The organism is Thermodesulfobium acidiphilum (assembly GCF_003057965.1).
Classification (GTDB): domain Bacteria; phylum Thermodesulfobiota; class Thermodesulfobiia; order Thermodesulfobiales; family Thermodesulfobiaceae; genus Thermodesulfobium; species Thermodesulfobium acidiphilum.
In genome coordinates this window covers 865,863-885,603 of sequence record NZ_CP020921.1, presented here as the reverse complement: position 1 = coordinate 885,603, position 19,741 = coordinate 865,863, and the positions used below count along the sequence as shown (strand labels likewise).

The 19,741-nt window shown below is 30.7% G+C and carries 16 protein-coding genes and 2 tRNA genes; 12 read left to right on the top strand and 6 right to left on the bottom strand.

Annotated elements, in window-relative coordinates; genetic code table 11:
• Positions 1 to 51 precede the first annotated feature (51 nt).
• The 10 genes from TDSAC_RS04560 (at position 52) to TDSAC_RS04515 (ending at position 9,662) form a co-directional block, all read left to right on the top strand.
• Positions 52 to 1,089, top strand: a complete 1,038-nt coding sequence (locus TDSAC_RS04560) for an agmatine deiminase family protein (protein WP_108309089.1) — start codon at positions 52 to 54, stop codon at positions 1,087 to 1,089.
• On the top strand, positions 1,079 to 1,948 hold the full coding sequence (locus TDSAC_RS04555) for a carbon-nitrogen hydrolase (protein ID WP_108309088.1): 870 nt from the start codon (positions 1,079 to 1,081) through the stop codon (positions 1,946 to 1,948). Before TDSAC_RS04560 ends, TDSAC_RS04555 begins: the two co-directional genes overlap by 11 nt.
• Positions 1,949 to 2,014: 66 nt before the next feature.
• Positions 2,015 to 2,098: transfer RNA gene (locus TDSAC_RS04550), tRNA-Leu, on the top strand.
• 12 nt (positions 2,099 to 2,110) lie between these two features.
• Positions 2,111 to 2,185: transfer RNA gene (locus TDSAC_RS04545), tRNA-Gly, on the top strand.
• Positions 2,158 to 3,411 (top strand): LL-diaminopimelate aminotransferase, encoded by a 1,254-nt coding sequence (locus TDSAC_RS04540; protein WP_108309087.1) that lies wholly within the window; start codon positions 2,158 to 2,160, stop codon positions 3,409 to 3,411. Before TDSAC_RS04545 ends, TDSAC_RS04540 begins: the two co-directional genes overlap by 28 nt.
• A gap of 5 nt (positions 3,412 to 3,416) precedes the next feature.
• Complete coding sequence (gene hflX / locus TDSAC_RS04535; RefSeq protein ID WP_199919932.1) at positions 3,417 to 4,673, top strand: GTPase HflX; 1,257 nt, start codon at positions 3,417 to 3,419, stop codon at positions 4,671 to 4,673.
• 72 nt (positions 4,674 to 4,745) lie between these two features.
• Entirely contained in the window at positions 4,746 to 6,350 is a 1,605-nt protein-coding gene (gene rho, locus TDSAC_RS04530) for a transcription termination factor Rho (protein ID WP_108309085.1), read from the top strand.
• Positions 6,351 to 6,499: 149 nt separating this feature from the next.
• The gene (locus TDSAC_RS04525; protein ID WP_108309084.1) at positions 6,500 to 7,531 is read left to right on the top strand and encodes a sulfite exporter TauE/SafE family protein; all 1,032 of its coding nucleotides are present in this window, start codon (positions 6,500 to 6,502) and stop codon (positions 7,529 to 7,531) included.
• 737 nt (positions 7,532 to 8,268) lie between these two features.
• Positions 8,269 to 8,781, top strand: coding sequence for a PocR ligand-binding domain-containing protein (locus TDSAC_RS04520; protein WP_108309083.1), 513 nt, complete (start codon positions 8,269 to 8,271; stop codon positions 8,779 to 8,781).
• 185 nt (positions 8,782 to 8,966) lie between these two features.
• Entirely contained in the window at positions 8,967 to 9,662 is a 696-nt protein-coding gene (locus TDSAC_RS04515) for a hypothetical protein (protein ID WP_150130295.1), read from the top strand.
• A 434-nt stretch (positions 9,663 to 10,096) separates the two neighbouring features.
• Here TDSAC_RS04515 and TDSAC_RS04505 read toward each other — a convergent pair whose 3' ends face one another.
• Entirely contained in the window at positions 10,097 to 11,194 is a 1,098-nt protein-coding gene (locus tag TDSAC_RS04505) for a type I restriction endonuclease (RefSeq protein WP_199919931.1), read from the bottom strand.
• Positions 11,195 to 11,635: 441 nt separating this feature from the next.
• Between TDSAC_RS04505 and TDSAC_RS04500 the strand changes: the two genes are divergently transcribed.
• Complete coding sequence (locus TDSAC_RS04500; protein WP_150130294.1) at positions 11,636 to 11,824, top strand: hypothetical protein; 189 nt, start codon at positions 11,636 to 11,638, stop codon at positions 11,822 to 11,824.
• A 197-nt stretch (positions 11,825 to 12,021) separates the two neighbouring features.
• On the opposite strand, the gene TDSAC_RS04495 is transcribed toward TDSAC_RS04500, so the two are convergent.
• From TDSAC_RS04495 to TDSAC_RS04485, 3 genes are read right to left on the bottom strand one after another with little or no spacing between them, the layout of a single operon-like run.
• Positions 12,022 to 13,209 carry an MFS transporter gene (locus tag TDSAC_RS04495; RefSeq protein WP_108309080.1) on the bottom strand — a complete coding sequence of 396 codons (1,188 nt, stop codon included), beginning with the start codon at positions 13,207 to 13,209 and terminating at the stop codon, positions 12,022 to 12,024.
• A 10-nt stretch (positions 13,210 to 13,219) separates the two neighbouring features.
• On the bottom strand, positions 13,220 to 13,639 hold the full coding sequence (locus TDSAC_RS04490; protein WP_199919930.1) for an LUD domain-containing protein: 420 nt from the start codon (positions 13,637 to 13,639) through the stop codon (positions 13,220 to 13,222).
• Position 13,640: 1 nt separating this feature from the next.
• Entirely contained in the window at positions 13,641 to 15,659 is a 2,019-nt protein-coding gene (locus tag TDSAC_RS04485) for an LUD domain-containing protein (protein ID WP_234405771.1), read from the bottom strand.
• Between the two features lie 241 nt (positions 15,660 to 15,900).
• On the opposite strand from TDSAC_RS04485, the gene TDSAC_RS04480 reads away from it, so the two are divergent.
• On the top strand, positions 15,901 to 17,742 hold the full coding sequence (locus TDSAC_RS04480) for an aldehyde ferredoxin oxidoreductase family protein (protein WP_108309077.1): 1,842 nt from the start codon (positions 15,901 to 15,903) through the stop codon (positions 17,740 to 17,742).
• 109 nt (positions 17,743 to 17,851) lie between these two features.
• Here the strand turns inward: TDSAC_RS04480 and TDSAC_RS04475 are convergent, their stop codons facing one another.
• Together TDSAC_RS04475 and TDSAC_RS04465 are read right to left on the bottom strand one after the other, a co-directional pair.
• Positions 17,852 to 18,418: a transglycosylase SLT domain-containing protein gene (locus TDSAC_RS04475; protein ID WP_199919929.1), complete on the bottom strand. Its 567-nt coding sequence runs from the start codon at positions 18,416 to 18,418 to the stop codon at positions 17,852 to 17,854.
• 500 nt (positions 18,419 to 18,918) lie between these two features.
• Positions 18,919 to 19,689 carry an inositol monophosphatase family protein gene (locus tag TDSAC_RS04465; RefSeq protein ID WP_108309074.1) on the bottom strand — a complete coding sequence of 257 codons (771 nt, stop codon included), beginning with the start codon at positions 19,687 to 19,689 and terminating at the stop codon, positions 18,919 to 18,921.
• Positions 19,690 to 19,741 lie beyond the last annotated feature (52 nt).

The following is a 19,741-nucleotide window of genomic DNA, read 5'->3' as shown; positions in this document are numbered from 1 at the left end:
AAGAAGTTAAAATTATATATTATATAATATATGAAAATTGGAGGTTTATCTTTGAGTACATTAATTGCAGAGTGGGAAAAACAAGACGGACTAATTCTTGTTTATCCACATGAAAAAACTGATTGGAACAAAAATTTGCTAAAAATTCGCTTATTTTACCACAGTTTGATAGATCAAATTATAAAATTTGGGAAAGTAATTTTAATAATTCCTGAAGATTTGAGCTGTGAAAATGAATTAAACTTCAACTACAAAGATCTAGTCTGCCTAAAAGCTAAAACTAATGATACCTGGATTAGAGATAATGGGCCAATCTTTATTAAAAAGAATGATAATTTGATTTTCTTAAATTTTAAATTTAACGGTTGGGGCAATAAGTTTAATTTTGAATTTGATAACGATTTGAATAACAAGTTATTTTCATCTGGGATTTTTGATAAACGTGTAATAAAAAAGGATATAAACTTTGTATTGGAAGGCGGTAGTATAGATCACAATTCTGCTGGAATAATTTTAACTACACAAAATTGTCTGCTTAATGAAAACAGAAATCCTCAATATTCTAAAGAGGCTATTGAAGAATTATTTCTAAACATATTTGAGCAAAAAAAGATTCTATGGATAAAGAGTGGAAAATTGATGGGGGACCATACTGACTCTCATATTGATATGTTAGCTAAATTTGTAAATAAAGATACTATAGTTTATTCAAAATCATTAAATAAAAATTACCCATATTATAATGAGCTCAATCAGATGGAAAAAGAATTAACTAATTTTAGAGATTGTAACAATAAGCCTTTTAATTTAATTCCAATATTTTTACCAGAAGTTAGAGACAAACAAGGAAATTATTTACCTGCAACTTACACTAATTTTTTAATATTTAATTCTGCAGTTTTAGTTCCAATATATCATTCAAAAGAAGACGAAAATGCTATAGAGGTGTTTGAAAAAATATTCTTTGACAAAGAAGTAATACCAGTTGATTCAAGAATACTAATTACTCAAGGTGGGGCTTTGCACTGCGCTACTAATAATATTCCAGATGGCTTTCTTAATAGAGAGGTTTTAAAAAATGAAAATTAGAGTCTGTATTGTACAAAAAATTTGTAACTTTACATTTGATGAAAACGTCCTACAATCTGAAAAAATAATATTACAGGCAAAAAAAAATGGTGCAGACATTGTAATTTTTTCAGAACTGTTTTTAAATAAATATTTTTGTATATCCTATGACCCAAAAAACTTTGATCTTGCATTGGATGATAATTCAGATATTTTAAAGAATTTTCAAAACTTTGCTCGCAAAAATAACATTGCAATAGTTTTTCCATATTTTGAGAAAAGGTCTCAAGGCATATATCATAACAGTGTAATACTTTTTGATAAAGATGGAAAAATAGCTGGGAAATATAGAAAGATGCATATCCCAGACGATCCAGGTTATTTTGAAAAATATTATTTTACGCCGGGAGATCTTGGTTTTGAGCCAATAAAATGTAGTCTGGGAAAAATAGGGATTTTAATTTGTTGGGATCAATGGTTTCCAGAAGCTGCAAGAATTATGGCTCTTAAGGGTGCGCAAATACTAATTTATCCTACAGCAATTGGATTTGATCCAAATGATAGTAAATTAGAACAAAAAAAACAATTAGATTCCTGGCTCACAATTCAAAGATCTCATGCAATTGCAAATTCGCTGCCAGTAATATCGGTTAACAGAGTAGGCCTAGAATCAAACAAAAAGCAAAAAATAAGATTTTGGGGTAATAGTTTTGTTTGTGGTCCTCAAGGAGAATATCTAGAAAGGGCAAAAGAAACAGAACAAATATTATATGTAAACATTGATTTAGATCAAAGTGAAAAAGTAAGAAGAATATGGCCTTTTTTTAGAGATAGAAGACATAGTGATTACGAAGAAATTATAAAATGTTTTATCGATTAATTTTGAAATTTCTTAAAAAACAATTGACAAAAAAAAATTTATAACTATAATACATCATAGTCACTGGGGCGAGTGGCGGAATGGCAGACGCGCCAGACTTAGGATCTGGTGGATAAAACCGTGGGGGTTCAAGTCCCTTCTCGCCCACCAGAAAAAGCAAATGCGGGAATAGCTCAGCGGTAGAGCATCGCCTTGCCAAGGCGAGGGTCGTGGGTTCGAATCCCATTTCCCGCTCCATATTCTATAAAAATAAACTTAGGATTAAAATAAATATCTTCATTGAGGAGGAACTAAAAATCAGAACCGCGAAAAGAATACAGAATGTACCACCTTATCTATTTTCTGAAATTGATAAAAAGAAAAATAAACTTAGAGCTGAAGGTAGAGACTTAATAGATTTTGGTATAGGTGATCCAGATTTACCAACCCCAATGTTTGTAGTCAATGCAATGAAAGAATTTGTTGAAGACCCTAGAAATCACAGATATCCACCATATGAAGGAACCTACTCTTTTAGAAAGACTATTTCCGAATGGTTTTTAAAAAGGTTTAACGTTAGCCTGGATCCAGATAAAGAGGTAATGGCCTTGATTGGTTCTAAAGAAGGAATTGCACATATTCCTTTTTCTTTTGTTGATGAAGGTGATTATACACTGGTACCAAACCCTTCTTATCCAGTTTACAATGTCGCAACAATTCTTGCTGGTGGAACACCTTACTTTATGCCCATAAACGAAGAAAATAATTTTTTACCTGAGTTTGAAAAAATACCTGTTGAAATTTTGGAAAAGACAAAGATTTTATTTTTAAATTATCCAAATAATCCAACTGGAGCTGTAGCTAATCTCGAATTTTTTGAAAAAGCTGTTTATTATGCTAAAAAATATGATTTTCTAATTTGCCATGATATGGCATATTCTGAGATGACTTATGATAATTATGTAAGCCCTAGTTTGTTACAGATTGATGGCGCAAAAGAAGTAAGTGTTGAATTTCATTCCCTGTCAAAAATGTTCAATATGACAGGATGGAGAGTAGGTTTTGTTGTAGGATCGAGTGAGGCTATCAAAGCCTTGGGTATTATAAAAACAAATGTTGATTCAGGACTTTTCGTTGCAATTCAACAGGCATCTGAGGTAGCGCTAAGGGATGATTCCAATTTCATAGCAAAAATGAATAACATTTATGTTAGAAGAAGAGATTTATTGGTTAACGGTCTGAAAAGTTTAGGATCAGATATAAAACCTCCTAAAGGTTCTTTTTATCTTTGGGTAAAAACACCAAAAGATTTTGATGCCTCATCCTTTACAGAAAGATTAATATTAGAAACAAATATTGTAGTTACTCCTGGAAGCGGCTATGGTTCAGAGGGGAATAAATATGTTAGATTTGCTATTACTGTAAGTGAAGATAGGATCAAAGAGGCTATTGAAAGAATGAAGTCGAAAAGTATACAATTTTAAAAAATTTGTTAAAAAGTAAGCCTAAAAGAGCATTAATTTTAGAAACATATCATTCAAATGAAAATGTAGAGTACTTCTTAGATGAAACGAAGGCACTTTGTTTAACAGCAAATTTTGAACCAGTAGTTTCGATTTTATATAAATTAAAAAATAAAGACTCAAGTTTCTTTATTGGTAAGGGCAAGGCTGAAGAGATAAAAAAAATAATCTTAGAAAATGAAATTGAAGCTGTTATAATAGATGATGAAGTAGATCCGCATTTTTTCAGGTTTCTTAGTGATTTTTGGGATGTTGAATTAGTTGATAAGAGTTTGTTAATTATTTCAATCTTTGCTAAAAGAGCCAGTACAAAACAAGGTAAATTACAAGTAGAATTAGCAAGGTTAAACTACTTATTATCTCAAACCTCTGGATGGGGACAAGTTTTATCTAGATTAGGTGGGGGAATAGGCACTAGGGGGCCAGGCGAAACAAAAAAGGAAATAGATAAAAGAGCGTTAAGTTTAAAAATTAGTAAATTAAAGAATGAAATAAAGTTGATTGAAAAGAGAAATAGAATTATAAAAAAGAGAAGAAATGTTTCAAATTTTCCAAATATATCTTTAGTAGGCTATACGAATGCCGGGAAGTCTACTCTTATGAATATTTTAACTAGTTCAAACGTTTTAGTAAAAGATCAGCTATTTTCTACACTTGACACAAAAACTGCTATAATAAAGTTTGATGATGATACAAAAGTTTTTCTTACAGACACAGTAGGGTTTATAAGAAAACTACCTCATAGATTAGTAGAAGCTTTCAAGGCTACATTATCTCAAATTAGTGAATCAGACCTTCTATTACATGTTGTGGATGCCTCAAAGCCTGTTGAAATTATAAAACAGGATATTAAAAGTGTTAACGATGTGCTCAAGGAAATAAATTCAAATGATATTCCAGGTGTTCTTGTTTTTAACAAAATTGATAAATGTACAAATTTAACAAACATTCATGATCTTGCACAATTATATAAACCATATTGTCTTATAAGTGCTGTAACTGGTTATGGAATTAATGAATTACTAGCGAAAATAAAATATTTTTTATATCCAAACAGAATAATAATTAAAATTTTTTTACCCCATGAAAAAACCAAAATTATTAATTTAATTAAGAACTTTTCTGGAAAGATATTAGAAAAAGAATGGTCTACATCTGGAGTAAAAATTACTTTAGACATACCTCAAGACTATGCAGACTTTTTAAATGACTATATTATTTAAATTTGACTTAACTTAATTTTAAAAACGAAAGGAGGAAGGACAAGGGACAACCCCAAGTCTTGATAAAACACCATGAAATTTACTAACGAAGAATTAAATGAAAAATCTGTAAAAGAGCTTAGAATAATTGCAAAACAAGTAGGAGTCACCGGTTATTTCATTATGAAAAAAACAGAATTAATTGAGAAAATCTTGAACGCTATAAAGAAAACTGAGGGCAAAGAAGAAGAGTATAAAAAAACAAAGTCAACCAAAGAGAGTATAAAGAGTGAAAGTAAAGGTGAAATTGAAACACCTTTAAATAACACTAATTTAGAATCATTGCTTGATAAAATTTCTGATGCAAAAATTGAACTGAAGAGCACGAGAAAAAAAGAAAACGCTGTTTCGACAAATCAGGAACAAACACAGGCATTAGTTACCGAAGAAGTAAAACCTACCAAAACACAAGAAGAGATCAATAAAAATAACATTCAAGTTAAAGAAGCCACTACTTTCCAAAAAAAAGAATTTTATACCTTTAAAGATAGGCAATATCCTAGAGATGACAAAAGAGATGATCTTGTAAGATCAAGTGGGATACTCGATATCACTCAGGAAGGATACGGATTTTTAAGGGTAAATGGTTATAAGCCATCACCAAATGATATTTATGTAGCTCCATCTCAAATAAGGAGATTTGAACTTCTTCAGGGGGATGAAATTTCTGGGCTTACTAGGCCACCAAGAGATAGTGAGAGGTATTACAGTTTAATAAAAATAGATCATATAAACGATATTTTACCAGAAGAACTAAAGAACAGAAAACATTTCGAATCATTAACGCCTGTTTTTCCTCACAAAAGGTTTAAATTAGAAAATTCATCAGAAGATGAATCGACAAGAATTATCGATCTCTTTACTCCAATAGGCAAGGGACAAAGGGGATTAATAGTTGCGCCCCCAAAAGCTGGTAAAACTACTCTTCTAAAAAAAATTGCACAATCAATAGAAATTAATCATCCAGATACTCATCTTATGGTAGTCTTAATTGATGAACGACCTGAAGAAGTAACTGATTGGAAGAGATCTGTAAGAGGTGAAGTAATAAGTTCGACTTTTGACGAAGAACAAGAAAATCATACAAGAATATCTGAACTAGCTCTTGAAAGAGCAAAAAGGTTAGTAGAGATTGGTAAAGATGTGCTTATACTTATGGATTCTATTACCAGGTTAACTAGAGCATACAATACCACAATTCAAACAACCGGTAGAACTCTTTCAGGTGGAATTGATGCTTCTGCTATACACAAACCAAAGAGATTTTTCGGTGCAGCAAGATGTGTGGAACAGGGTGGAAGCCTTACAATCTTAGCTACTTGCCTTGTGGAAACAGGAAGCAGAATGGATGACGTCATTTTTGAAGAATTTAAAGGAACAGGAAACTGGGAATTGATATTAGACAGAAAACTTGCAGATAAAAGAATTTTCCCAGCAATAGATTTAAAGAAATCTAGTACTAGAAAGGAAGAACTTCTCTTAACACCTGAAGAATTAAGAAAAATTTGGCATTTAAGAAGAGTTTTGTCCTCAAGAGAAGGAAGTGACGTTACTGAATTAATTCTTGAATATATTAAGAAAACTAAAAATAACAAAGAGTTTTTAGCTAAGATAGATGAAAGAGGGGGACAGTTTTAAAAACTTTACTAGTTTTATAAATTATATAAAACTCTATTTATAGAAAGATAAATTATTATTATATAAAAATACAAGTATAATACTTGAATTACTGAGATTAATATATTAGTATACATTATAAGTAAAATATATCTTAGAAAGGAGGCAATATGATCTTTCCAGTAGATTGGCTTCAAATTGGTGATCAAAAGGTTCAGATTGATGCAGTAGTATATTTTCTTTGGTCAATTTGGAACGGTTGGATTATGGCAACTGTAGGTGCTTTTGGGGGTATTATGGCAGGTTTTGGCCATATTTCTGTATTGGGTCTTGGTGCAAAGGCTAGTTCTTTAAAAGGCATAAAGGCTTCAGTTGGTGGTAAAGAAATAGATTCAGGGAAGTATTTGTCAGATAATATAAGGTTATCTAACTCACTTATTACAAGCGTAAACACTACTATGGGTACCATACAGTGGTTTTTGAACAAGAGACTGATCTGGACTGCTGGTCTTGCTATGGGTATTGGCAGCGTATTAGGAGCTCAAGCGGGGGTATGGCTTACAGGTGGAAAGCTAAACATGTCAAGCGTTATAGGCATATTTGGTTGTCTTACGCTTCTTGTGTCTATATTTATGTTTTATCAGGTAACCCCCTTTGCAGCAAAGACAAAGAGCAAAGGTAAAGATGCCGCAAAAAGATTCCAGGAGGAAGTAAAGAAGTTAAAAGCTGAAGGACGTCTTAGTGAATTAAAAGGTATTGAAAACCTAAAGCTTGGATTAGCAGCAGTAGAATTTGACTTCTTTGGAGAACACTTCAAAGTAAAAAACTTCGGACCTTTTTTGTTTGGCGTAGTGGTAGGATTTGTATCTGCTGTTGCTGGTGTAGGAGGAGGATTTCTTTATGTTCCATTCCTCTCAATAGTTCTTGGACTTCCCTTCTATATTGTTCCAGGCGCATCTGTAATGGCAGTAACCCTTGGCATGCTTTCAACAATAGTAGGTTGGTTAATGTTTGGCATAAAGATAGCTCCACCAATTCTTATAGGCATGGCAGGAATACTAATTGGAGCATATATTGGTCCTAAGACACAGAAGTATTTGCCAATGAATTTTCTTTATATTCTTTTTGGAGTTCTTGCAGTATATGTAGGATTTGGATATATATTAAAGGGCTTTTTCGCAATAAATCTCCCAGGAGTATAAAGATCGTAGACGTTATATTTATTATAATAAATTTCTTTGTTATTTTTATTGCAGATAAGATAAATGATCTGCTAGGGCCTAGGCTTTTAAAAGAGAATTATAACAAACTTTATAATTATCAAATTAGGCTTGAAGAAATAAAATACTATACAATACTTGCTCTCGCACAAAAAAATAAGGATGCTCAAAAAGGATTTGAATCTGAATTTAATGATCTTTATGGTAAATATTTTTTTCTTAAAATAGCAACCAATTCATTATTTTTTGTTATCTTAGTACCTTATATTTTGGTTTCAAATTTTCTATTAGATAATGTAAAGATGCTATTTTATCCAGTTAACTACATATTTGTATGCATGTTTTTGTATTTTATTTTAAGATTTTTTTTCTTTAATGTTAGAAACTTTAATTAGAAAATTAATTAATTCTCGTAATTCGCTTAAACTATCAGCCAAATACTAAATAAGTGGATTGCGAGTTTTTATTTATTTGTTTGTCCTTTTTAAAGCCAAGCTTTTAAATGAACTAAATAAATACTATTAATAAAAAAAATTTATTATATTATTTAAAAATATAATTTTTTATTATCCTTGTTTAATTTTAAAAAATTTAAAAGTGATATAATTAAAACTTGTTGCTTTATAAAGAACACGGTTTTAAGTATATTTTTGTTAATTTCTATAATATCTAAAACCAACATAATACTTTGTAGAATTTTTTAAAGGAGGAAATTATTTATGAAAATTACAGATGTTATTCCTATGTCAGAACTAACAAAACTTGTTGAAGAAATACATGAGAAATTTAACTTTACTGGAGTAGTTTATAAGCCTGATAACTTTATTCTGGTTAGGTCAAAAGAAATGGGTAATGCTTTATGTCCTTATATAAAAGATAATAGCAACTCTCTTATGATCTGTTCTGTTGCTCAGCAAATATTAGGAAAAATTGCATTAGATAAAAAAGAAACCGTTATAGATGAATGTGATGCTGGGATGGTTAAATTTGTAATTCCTATTTTTATAGGCAATGAATTTTTAGGGACAATAGGTGGTTGTGGACGTTTAGGAGATAATAAGGATTCAGTGGAAATATTTTATATTTCAAAATTAACAGGAAAGGATGAAAACGAAATAAAAGAACTAGCAAAATCTGTCACAAAGGTATCTAAAGATGAGATGAAAGAGATAATATCATTTATTCAAAATAGAATAAATTCTTTGATATATCAAAGTTCTTTAAAATCTTAAGAATAACAAACTAAGACCAAACGTTTATGGAGAAATAAATAATAATTACAAAAATTGAAATTTAATATAAAATTATAGGTATGAATAAAAATTTTTATGACGAAATGTTAAATATAATAAATGATTATTTTGTTAAAAGATCTTTAAAAACTTGTTTACAATCAAGTCCTCTATTCTATCTACTATTGAAAAACATTAAGTTTTTTCAAGGAATTACCAATATTGATGATAATAATAAACTTTATTTAGATGACATTTACATTACCAGATTATCAAAAGAAGATTACGAAATATTAGATGATATGTCATTCAATAACCTAATAAAGAAAGAACAATCTAGATGCTATTCACAGGTAAAACAATTTTCAAAAATGTTTATAAAAAGCGTATTAGATGAAGTTTATTACACAGCTTTTCCTAAAAATATTAATAATTTTGATAAGTACTCATATGAACCAATCTTTATTGATTATGAGTTAATAGTTCCAAATATTATGAGCGCTGCCAAGAAATTCGAAAGGATTAATACTATCTATCCATCATATTTAATTTTAGGCACAAATTTCTTTAATTTATTCATTAATTCCTTACCATCAAGAGATAGCAGATCATTTGATCCAGATATTAAAAACATTGGATTTGATAGCTTATATCACGATATACTGTTAATCGTCCATGAACCATTATGTCCAAATAATATTGGATACTTTATAATGCCTGAAAAAATATTTTTAGCAACAACTGAATCTGTTAAGTCATATTCCGATAGATTTTCTCCTTTTTTTGCATCGTTTTCAAGTAACAAGATATCAATTAGGTTTGGAGCTCAAATAATTTCTCAATCGAAATATTCAGTACAGAAAGTCATATTGAATTGCTGATAATGTGTCTTATGTAAACTAAAATGAAAAAAATTACTTAAAAGCTATTTGATTTTAAAAGCAGAGTCTCGTAGCTAGCTGTAAAAAACGACATGATAAATTTGGAGATGCATTAGGCTTAAACATTTAGAAAATGAAAATTATTAATTTCTAAAGCGAAACCGCATTGATAAATAGAATGGATCAGCAAAAATCATATTTTTAGAGTTTTTTGGCAAAGTGTTTAAAATTTCCAACCAATCTGCATGATATAGTTTAAATCCGAATTTTTCATGATAAATCTGTTTCAAATAACACCCCATTTTCATAGCATATTGTTTTACAATGCTTATTGTTATATCATTTTTGTAGCACGATTAAATAAATATTGATATAAAGAAAAATTTTTTTACAAAAATTGATTTCAATGATCTAACAAAAGCTCTTTTATTGTTTTACTGAATTTCTATCTTTAAATCACTATCTTTATAACCAAACAACGTTATTATATCTTTTGATAACTTAACTATACTATTAGCGCTAAGGTTTGTCTCAAGGTAAATATCTGTTCCACTTATTCTCTCTGGTTTTCTAAGTTCATCTAATTTGCTAGAAAAATATGGTCTTTTTGTGCCATGCAAATCAAGAACATAGTTAAATTGGTCTTTGTGCTTAGATAAGATAATTTCACATAGTTTTACTATCAGCTCTTTCCATGAACGCAATGAATATTTAACGCCTTTAAAAGAAAAGGAAATAGGCTTTTTTCCACTGTATTGATTAGAAACTGAACTATCACTTTTTTTATGCATAGACTTTATTTTTGTTGGCACATATATATTTTCGGTTTTTATTTCCTCTTGAGAAATTCTTGTTAAAAACTGTTCTACTGTTTCACTATCCGGCTTATATCCGCACAATTTCTCTGTTTCGTCTGCTAAAAGCTCAATTAAAAGTTCATCCGGATCAGTTATTATTTTGTTCCATGCTTTTGGAAGCGTAGTATTAATCAAATTTTGTTTTTCTTTGTTATAATAAATTTCCTTGGCATATTCCAAAGATTTGCCAGAAACTACATTATCTTTGGATAAAAGCTTTTCGAATTTTTCAACTACAACTTTATCTTCTTGTTCGTATATTTCAATGGTATAAAATTTTCTTTGAGCCCAACTTCCCTCTCCTGAAGGCAAATAAAACCACCAACTGATTCCATTTGTTAAAACTGAAAGCCCCACTCCCTCTTGAAAAGAGTAATTTAAAAGCTGCTCCTGGTGCTGATCCAAATCTTCATTAATCTTTTTTACTTCAATAAAAACCTTATTTTTCTTGTTAGATCTTAATGAGTAATCAACTCTTTTATCATTAACAGAGTATTCAGGGAAAACGCTTTCTATGTCAAACACATTCCATTTTAAGGCATTAAGTATTGGTAAAATAACACTTTGCTTGGTAGCCTCCTCGTTCAACAACCTCTGTCTGCCATCTTTTTTAAGCTCTCTTATAAAATCCAACAACTTTTTATTGATTTCTTGCTCTGATATTGCATCTGGCATAAAGACCACCTCTTTAAACTATTTTTTATAACTACATCATTTGGCTTAGCTAACCCTATATTCTATCAGAGGACAATGACCTTTTATATTTCTTTATTGATAATCATTTCCCTTTTACAGAAAATTATGTACGTTATTTTTTTACAGTATAGGAATTGATGACAAAATAAAAACAAATATAATCGCTAGGATATTAAAGTAAACAGAGCCATTGTCAAGAATAGACTTAATGATATTTGAAAAAAGTCCTATTTGACATCTTTTTATCCTTGTGTTTAAACCAATTTATGGAAGACATACATCAAATAAACATAGAAAAGATTTCAAAGAAGTATAAGAGGTTTAATTTAGACAAGTTCAGTTTATTCCAGTAGTTTTCTATCATGGAAAAACGAATTGGGATAATTGGGATAAAATGTAAATGATCTAGAAGAAGAGAAAATGATGGCTATATTAGACTCTACTGTAGGAGGTGATAAGATTGCACCTGTAATTGAGAAGTGGATAGAAAAGGGAAGAGAAGAGGGTATGATCATTGATGCCCAGGATTTACTTTTAGATATCATTGAAGCCAAGTTTGATAAAGTTCCAGGAGATATAAAGCTCTTAATGAAAAAAAACAAAAGATAGGGAGAAGTTAAGAGAATTTCACAGAGCCGTTATAAAATCTAAAGGTATAGATGAAATAAGGGATATGTTTTAAATTAATAGCCATGTGCTTAAATATGATCACAGTTAAATCGGATCTATTTTGTTTTAGAGAAAGGTGCAAAACTAAGAGCTTATGAACAGCTTAAATAATGAGAAACAATAAAAACACAAAAATTCTACTTATCAGATGCAGACAACATAATAATAGATCCTAATAGTGGACCAATTCCCAGGGTTAAAAATGCATAAAAATAACTGTGTGTTAAGTCAAGCACGAATCCAACAGCCAGTGGAGATATTAGAGATCCAAGCTGCCATATTGCATTTATCAAACCCATTGCAATGCCAATATTTCTTTTGTCTGCCAGCTCTCCTACAAAGGTATTCATCACAGGACTGTAGACAAATGCAAGAATCCCTAATATAGGCGCAAGAAAATACAGAGCAAAGATGCTTCTATTTATTCCAAAAATGACCAAAAAAATAAAAAATAAAATTAACATAAAAAATAAAATATTCTTTTTCTTCCAGCCAGTAATATCGGTTAGTATCCCAGCAATAGGTTTACATATTAACGCAGTTATTCCAAAAGCCGACATAAAAAAGCCAGCCTGAATCAGAGTAAGCCCCAACCCCTTATTTAAATATGAGTTAGCCCAAGTAGCTGTTCCCCATGTAGCCCACATTGCAAAAAAGCCAGCTAAACCTGTTAGCATAAATTCTTTATTTTTAAGTAAGATCTTTATGTCATAAACAAAGTTCAAAATTGATTTTCTATCATTTGAAGAGCTATTTTCACAAAGAAAAAAGTATGCAAATAAGAGTGTAATAATTGGCAGCGTTCCTGCAACATAAAATGAAGCGTTCCAGCCATGAAATTTTGCTACTGTGGGCACAAAAATGTTTACCAGGAAAACTCCAACAGAGGATGCAGTCATAAAAAATCCCATAGCAGTATACCTGTTTTTTTCAGAAAACCAATCAAATACACCCTTTACACATGCAGAAAATATAGCCCCCGAGCCCATTCCCGCAAATATTCTATAAAAAAAACCTTGCCAGAAGTTTCCAACTGTGCCCATCAATATAGTAAAAAAACCCATTATAAAAAACGAATAAAGTAAAATCTTTCTATAACCGAATCTATCAGCCAGATATCCTCCCGGAAGTTGAGTCAATATATAGCCAAAATAAAATGCGCTCATATAACTCCCCGCTTCTTTCGCATTTAGCGAAAGAGCCTTAGCTGCAAGAGGGATAACTGGCGCCCAGGCAAGCCTGTCCACAAAAGAGAAGAGAAATGCTGACCAAAGTATTAGTAGCACTATTATTTGAGACTTTGAAAAATTTAAATTATTGATCATCTAATCACCTTCAGCCCTTGTCAAGAATTAAAAATATAATTTTTTCAGGTCCCTGAACGCCACTGACCAATGTCTTCTCTATATCTGCAGTTTTGCTCTCTCCAGAGATAAATAGCATATATTCATCCTGGCATTTTTGTTTTGCAAAAAAATAGGCTTCGCTTAATGTAGATCTCAAAGAAGAGTTTTCAACTGAAATATAAAGAGTTTTCGAAGTTAATATGGATTTTAGCTTTTCGCGTTTTGGAATATTGATGACTGCGCTTGCGCTCTCGGTCGCACCTGATAGAGCCTTTATGAATCCAACGTCTTTATTAGAATCATAATCCAAAGAAGTATTTAGACCAAACTCATTTAAAAAGTCGATATTCTTAACAATTTTTACTTCTACACCACTTAGATTCGCTATTTCTATAAATTTTTCTATCAATTTAGGCTCCCAAAATATTTTTAAGATATGATACAAAGTGTATTACTCCAATATTTTTAGAGTTCATAACGTCCAGGGCTCCAGATATTTGCATTATGCATCCTGGACAAGAGGTAATTACAACTTCTGAATTTGAATTAATAATATTATCTATCTTTCTCTGAACGAGTTTGTTGGAAATGTGTTTGTGCATAATAGAGTATGTTCCTGCAAAGCCACAGCATCTGTCCTTCTCGTTTAATTCAGAAAATCTCTTTTCTTTTTCCTTTATAAAGTCCTCGATTTGCATAGCTTGATTCATACCTCTTGAAAGGTGGCAAGGATGATGATAGGTTAAGACCTTATTCAAAGGAGTAAATTTATATTTTCTGTTTTTCAGAAATTCGACAAAATAAAATCCAGCATCCACTACCCTATCGGAAAAATCTATGCCGAAAAATTCAACATAATCTCTTTGAACCATGTGCGCACAGTGAGGGTCAAGAAATAAAATCTTGTCAAATTTCTCAATATCTTTAAATGTCTTCTGTGCCTGATTGATAGCATCAGATTTTAATCCATTGTAAAGGGCTGCTGCCCCACAGCAAGAACTTTGATTTATAATCTCTATGTCTATATTTAAGAAGTTAGATAAACGTAATAAATCTTTACCCACATCATCATAAAATATGTTGGTAGAGCAGCCTGCAAATAGTCCAATTTTTGAAGATTTAGTTTTTACTGTGTCAAATGACTCTTTGTTAATAGCTGGCAGAGTTCTAAAACTTAGTCCAAACTCATCTCTTAAAAATTTAAATCTTCTCATCTTGATACCATCTTTAAAGTACGGACTAGCAAGGGATATAAGAGTCCTTAATAGTCTGTAATTTTTCATACTTTTAATTGCGAATTTTTTAATGACATTATTTCTTTCATACTTTGACTTTATTTCTAATATTAGTGATTGAATTGGAATTCTGGATGAACAGACTTCATCGCACGCCATACAGCCTGTACACAAAAAAGATAATTCATCCATCAATTTATAATCTTCCATATATGAAAGCAATACGCCAATTGGCCCAGCGTAGGTCTTGCCCCTAAACAACTGGCCGCCCACAGTAGTATATACTGGACATGCCATCTGACATGCTCCACATTTTATGCAGTTTAAGATCTTGTCAAACTTCTCTTCTCTGGCGATTTTCGAACGGTTATTGTCAAGAAGTATTACGAAAAATTCATCACCTGGAGGCTTTGTAAAAACGTCTATCCAAGATGTGATAACCTGACCAGTAGCATTTTTTGGCAAAAATGAAACAATTTTAAAGGCTTCATCTGCATTTTCTACTATCTTATCTATGCCCACAATACAAATGTTTATGTCATGATTCAATACGTGCTGAATATTGCCCTCATTGCTCACTATGAAGAATGTACCATCCCGTGTGACCGCATTAGCCCCAAAAATGCCGCAGTTTGTGTTATCAAACTCTTTATTTATTTCATTTTTACAAAAATCAACAATCTCTTTTATGTCCAGCTTAAGGTTTGCATTGAACTTCTCATTTAAAAAGTTTAGGATCTTCTCTTTTGACATATGGATTGCAGGAGCTGTCATATGAGTAGCTTTTTCGTTGTTTAGCTGAACCAGCCATTCACCAAGATCTGTCTCTACAGGAGTAATATTGTTTTTCTCAAGAAATGAGTTCAAATTTATTTCTTCAGTAGTGAGTGACTTTGATTTTACAACTCTTTTTATGCCCTTTTCTGTAAGTATGTTATAAAAAAATGCAAGAGCTTCGTCAGAGTCTTTCGCAAAAAAAACCTTAAAACCTCTTGATCTAAGGTTGTTTAAAAGAAAAACAATGTTTTCTTCTAAATTTTTAATATTTTTTTCTTTAATATCCCTTATTTCATCTTTAAATTTTTCAAAATCAAAAACTTTTTCTAATTTTCTTCTTTTTTCAAAATAACTTTTCTCAGCTCTATTTAGAGCATTTTGAAGAAATTGATCGTTTAAAAATGCTTCTTCTGTCATTTTCAAATTTTTTACTCCTATTAGTAATATATAGAAATATTATAGTGAAAAAATCTATTTTGTAATGAATTTAGAATAGATTATCTCAAGAAGGAATTTTATTTTTTAAAATATTTTAATAAAGATAATTATTTAAATAATTTTTTATCGCACAAAAATTTATAAAAATAATCTAGATTTTTTTGTAAAATTTTATAAAAATAATATAATAATATATATAACAATAAAAGGAGTGGAAAATATGTTTGGAAATAATGGAAAAATTGCTTTTGTAGATCTAAGCAAAAGAAAAATTACATTAAAGCATTTTAATAAAGATTTTTATAAGAAATTTCTTGGCGGGAGTGGTATTGGAGCTTACTTCATAAATAATTTCGTTAAAAAAGAAACAGATCCTCTTTCAGAAAAGAATGTAATTGTAATAGCATCAGGTCCATGGCAGGCAGGAATGCTACCTGGCTGCGGAAAGATTTCTGTAATGTGTAGATCTCCTCTTACAGGAACCTTTTCTGATACCTCTGCCGGAAGTAATTTTTCTGTTCATCTAAAATCAGCAGGACTCGATGCAATTGTAATTCAAAACAAGTCAGACAAACCGATTTATTTATATGTATCTCAGGGTGATATTGAAATTCTTGATGCTGATTCTCTATGGGGTCTAGATACATACCAAACCCATGAAATGCTCGTAGAAAAACATAAGGGAAAAAATATATCTACCATCACAATTGGTCAAGCAGGAGAAAGTCTTGTTAAGTTTGCTTGTGTTGTGAGTAATGCACATGGTTTTGGTGGAAGAGGTGGAGCCGGAGCTGTTATGGGCTCCAAAAATCTAAAAGCTATAGTGGTAGCTCAAGGTGAAATGTGTAACGTATACGATAGTATAAATCTTTCTAAATTCAGAAGAGATCTATTCGAAAAACTAAAAAAAGCAAATGTATTTAACGGTGAAGGGACTCCTGCTGTAATGGCCGCCATTGAAAGGCTTGGAGATGTACCTATTCATCACTGGCTTAAAGATGAATGGGAAGAAGGAGCAAAAGCTCTAGCTGCCCCGAGATATACTGAATATCTTAATGCAAAAAGTAGATATTGTTTTGGATGTGTAATTGGATGTCATAGATACGTAGAATCGCCAACAGGTTATAAAGGGATTGGTCCAGAATACGAAACTCTTGCGTTGTATGGAACAAATTTAGATATAAAAGATCTTGATGCAGTGTGTATTGCAAATGATCTATCAAATAGATACGGCATCGATACTATCACAATGGGAAATCTAATAGCAACTGTTATAGAAGGATATGAAGCAGGGTATATTAAACAAAGCGATATAGGTTTCGTACCAAAATGGGGTGATACTGAAACTTTAATAAATCTAATCAACCTTACCTGTCAAAAAAGGGGGATAGGAAAAATTATTTCTGAAGGCTCAAAATATTTAATAAACACTTTTAACATGCCAGAATCGTTTAACGTTTCTGTAAAAAATCTGGATATACCTGCCCACGATCCTAGAGCCTTTTATTCTCTCTCCATAAATTATGCTACTGGTAACAGAGGTGCATGTCACCAAAGAGGCGCTTCTCATGTAGGAGAGAGAGCTGGAGTTCTAAATCAATTTGGAACTGAGATTAAAACATTACTAGATAGCATGGAAAATAAAGAATTGCTTGCTATTAGAGCACAAGATCTATCATGTTTATTAAACTCACTTACAATCTGTTTCTTCCATCTTTTTGGAAATTTAACAGCAGATGATATTGTAAATGGTGTAAATCTAGTAACTGGATGGAATACAAATATTGAAGAATTGATGGAAACTTCTGAAAGAATTTTTATTTTACAAAGAATGATAAACAACAACTATGGTTTTGGTAGAACTGACGATACTCTTCCAGAAAGATTTTTCAAAGCTGCTGAAACTGGTCCTCGTAAAGGTAAGGCTGTTTACGACTTTGAAAAACATCTTGTTAATTATTACAAATTAAGAGGTCTTGACGAAAATGGCAAAATTTTACCTGAAACAATAAAAAGATTAGAATTGGATAAACTTGATATGAACCATTTTTGTACAGATTAATTTAGTAATAATTTATTAAAAGTCACGAAATATAAATTTTTTAGAGTAAAGCCAGTATAAAACACTATAATTACTGATCCATTTTCAATTTAGTACTTTAATTAATACTTTAACGTTCTGACAAACTATAAGTTTTATAAAATTGCTCTGCATACATCAAATATTTGCCATTTCGATAAGAGCTCCAGGGAGAAAAATTTTGTCCCTTTCCAGAAATATAAATTGCAAATTCTGCATTATTATATGGATCTAATAACCAACTAACCTGATCATCCCAATCGCATACACTAAAAGTTTTGCACAAAGTTTTACTATGTGCTAATAAATTAATTTGGAATAAACCTACAGAGTATTCAGGTAAAGAAATCCTCCCTGAACTTAGAAGTATTCCCCCTTTAGGATTGTCTACAATAGCATTAGGATTATAATTGCTTTCTGCCCCAGCTATCCCAACCATTTCAACTGCTCTATCATAAGGTACATTGTTTTTTAAAAGAAAGGCAAAAAGAGATTTAGGTGGAAATACGTTATAATTATAAGTTTGAATTTTTATATTTTGCCACATTCCAAAATTTTCACTTGATGCATAAGAAAGAGACGAATTAAAAATGGAAGAGATAAGAAAAAAAGTAAATAAAATACACCTAATCATTTTTCTATTCAAATTAAGACCCAAACATACCATCTCCCCTTTACAAAACATTAAAAAAAGAAAATTACAAAGATTATAACATACTAAAAAATTATCAATAATACTTTTATTTAAAAATCAAAAAACTTTCTAATACCGAAAGCTAAAATTATTACAAGAGCACTTACAGTCAAAAAGATTTTTAAAGAGACAAAAAAACTGGCAAAGACAAGGTAACCGAGCATTAATGTTCTTCTAAATTTTGTTAAATCATCACTGATCAAAATAAATTTTATACAAATATTTATTACAATATATACTACTGTTTCAATTAATATTGTTTGAAAGTTAAGATTAAACATTTAAAAAGTTAAAAGAAAGTATCTTATATTAGTAAGATTTGCTAAATTCTCACCTAACATATGTAATATGTAATTTTAAACCGTTTATTAATTCTACACATATTCTAGTTCTAATTACTTGTTCATCAGTTCTGTGCACAATACCAGTTAATATTTTAGATTTCATTTCGAACTTCCAAATCCTTAAGAAAGAAGTTTCATAATTTTGTCATGCAACAAAAAATTCGATGCCAATATCTGATCTGATTGTCCAATTATATATTCGTTACCATCATAATCTGTTACTTTTCCACCAGCCTCACTAACCAAAAGTATTCCAGCAGCGACATCCCAGGGCTTTAACCCATCCTCATAAAAAGCATCAAATCTGCCACACGCTACATAAGCCAGGTCTTGTGCAGCAGCACCTGGTCTTCTAATCCCCCTTACGTTTATCAGGATATTTTTAAATCTTCTGACTATCTCCTCATAGTTTTCATGAATTGAATAAGGAAATCCGGTCCCGACAAGACATTTTTCCAAGTTATCTTCTTTACTTACAAAAATTTTTTCATCATTAAGAAATGCACCTTCACCTTTAATAGCAAGAAAAAATTCATTTAATAGCGGTATATAAACCAAACCAATTTTTATTTCATTATCTTTGATATAAGCGATAGATATAGCAAACCATGGAAGCCTATGAATGAAATTTGTCGTCCCATCCAATGGATCAATAATCCAGGTAGACTTAAAATTATATGTATTTTTTGAATTTTCCTCAGCTATTATTTCGTCATGAGGAAATTCTGATCTTATAATGTTTATAATTTTTTCTTGAGAACTTATATCAGCATCAGTAACCATATCAATCTTGCCTTTAAATCTAGTATGTAATTCATTTGAATAATAATATTTTAATATTTCACCTGCTTCTAATGCACATTTTTTAATTATTTTTAATCTTTCTTTCAAAGTTAAACTCCTTATAAACAATTTAGGAAATATTATAACTCAGTTTTAACAA

What these genes read in the sequence shown, in the direction of transcription:
- TDSAC_RS04500 (WP_150130294.1), top strand. Translation starts at nt 11,636, where the DNA reads ATGATGGCTATATTAGACTCTACTGTAGGAGGTGATAAGATTGCACCT.
- TDSAC_RS04525 (WP_108309084.1), top strand. Translation starts at nt 6,500, where the DNA reads ATGATCTTTCCAGTAGATTGGCTTCAAATTGGTGATCAAAAGGTTCAG.
- TDSAC_RS04495 (WP_108309080.1), bottom strand. Translation starts at nt 13,209, where the DNA reads ATGATCAATAATTTAAATTTTTCAAAGTCTCAAATAATAGTGCTACTA.
- TDSAC_RS04505 (WP_199919931.1), bottom strand. Translation starts at nt 11,194, where the DNA reads ATGCCAGATGCAATATCAGAGCAAGAAATCAATAAAAAGTTGTTGGAT.
- rho (WP_108309085.1), top strand. Translation starts at nt 4,746, where the DNA reads ATGAAATTTACTAACGAAGAATTAAATGAAAAATCTGTAAAAGAGCTT.
- TDSAC_RS04555 (WP_108309088.1), top strand. Translation starts at nt 1,079, where the DNA reads ATGAAAATTAGAGTCTGTATTGTACAAAAAATTTGTAACTTTACATTT.
- TDSAC_RS04480 (WP_108309077.1), top strand. Translation starts at nt 15,901, where the DNA reads ATGTTTGGAAATAATGGAAAAATTGCTTTTGTAGATCTAAGCAAAAGA.
- TDSAC_RS04485 (WP_234405771.1), bottom strand. Translation starts at nt 15,659, where the DNA reads ATGACAGAAGAAGCATTTTTAAACGATCAATTTCTTCAAAATGCTCTA.
- TDSAC_RS04520 (WP_108309083.1), top strand. Translation starts at nt 8,269, where the DNA reads ATGAAAATTACAGATGTTATTCCTATGTCAGAACTAACAAAACTTGTT.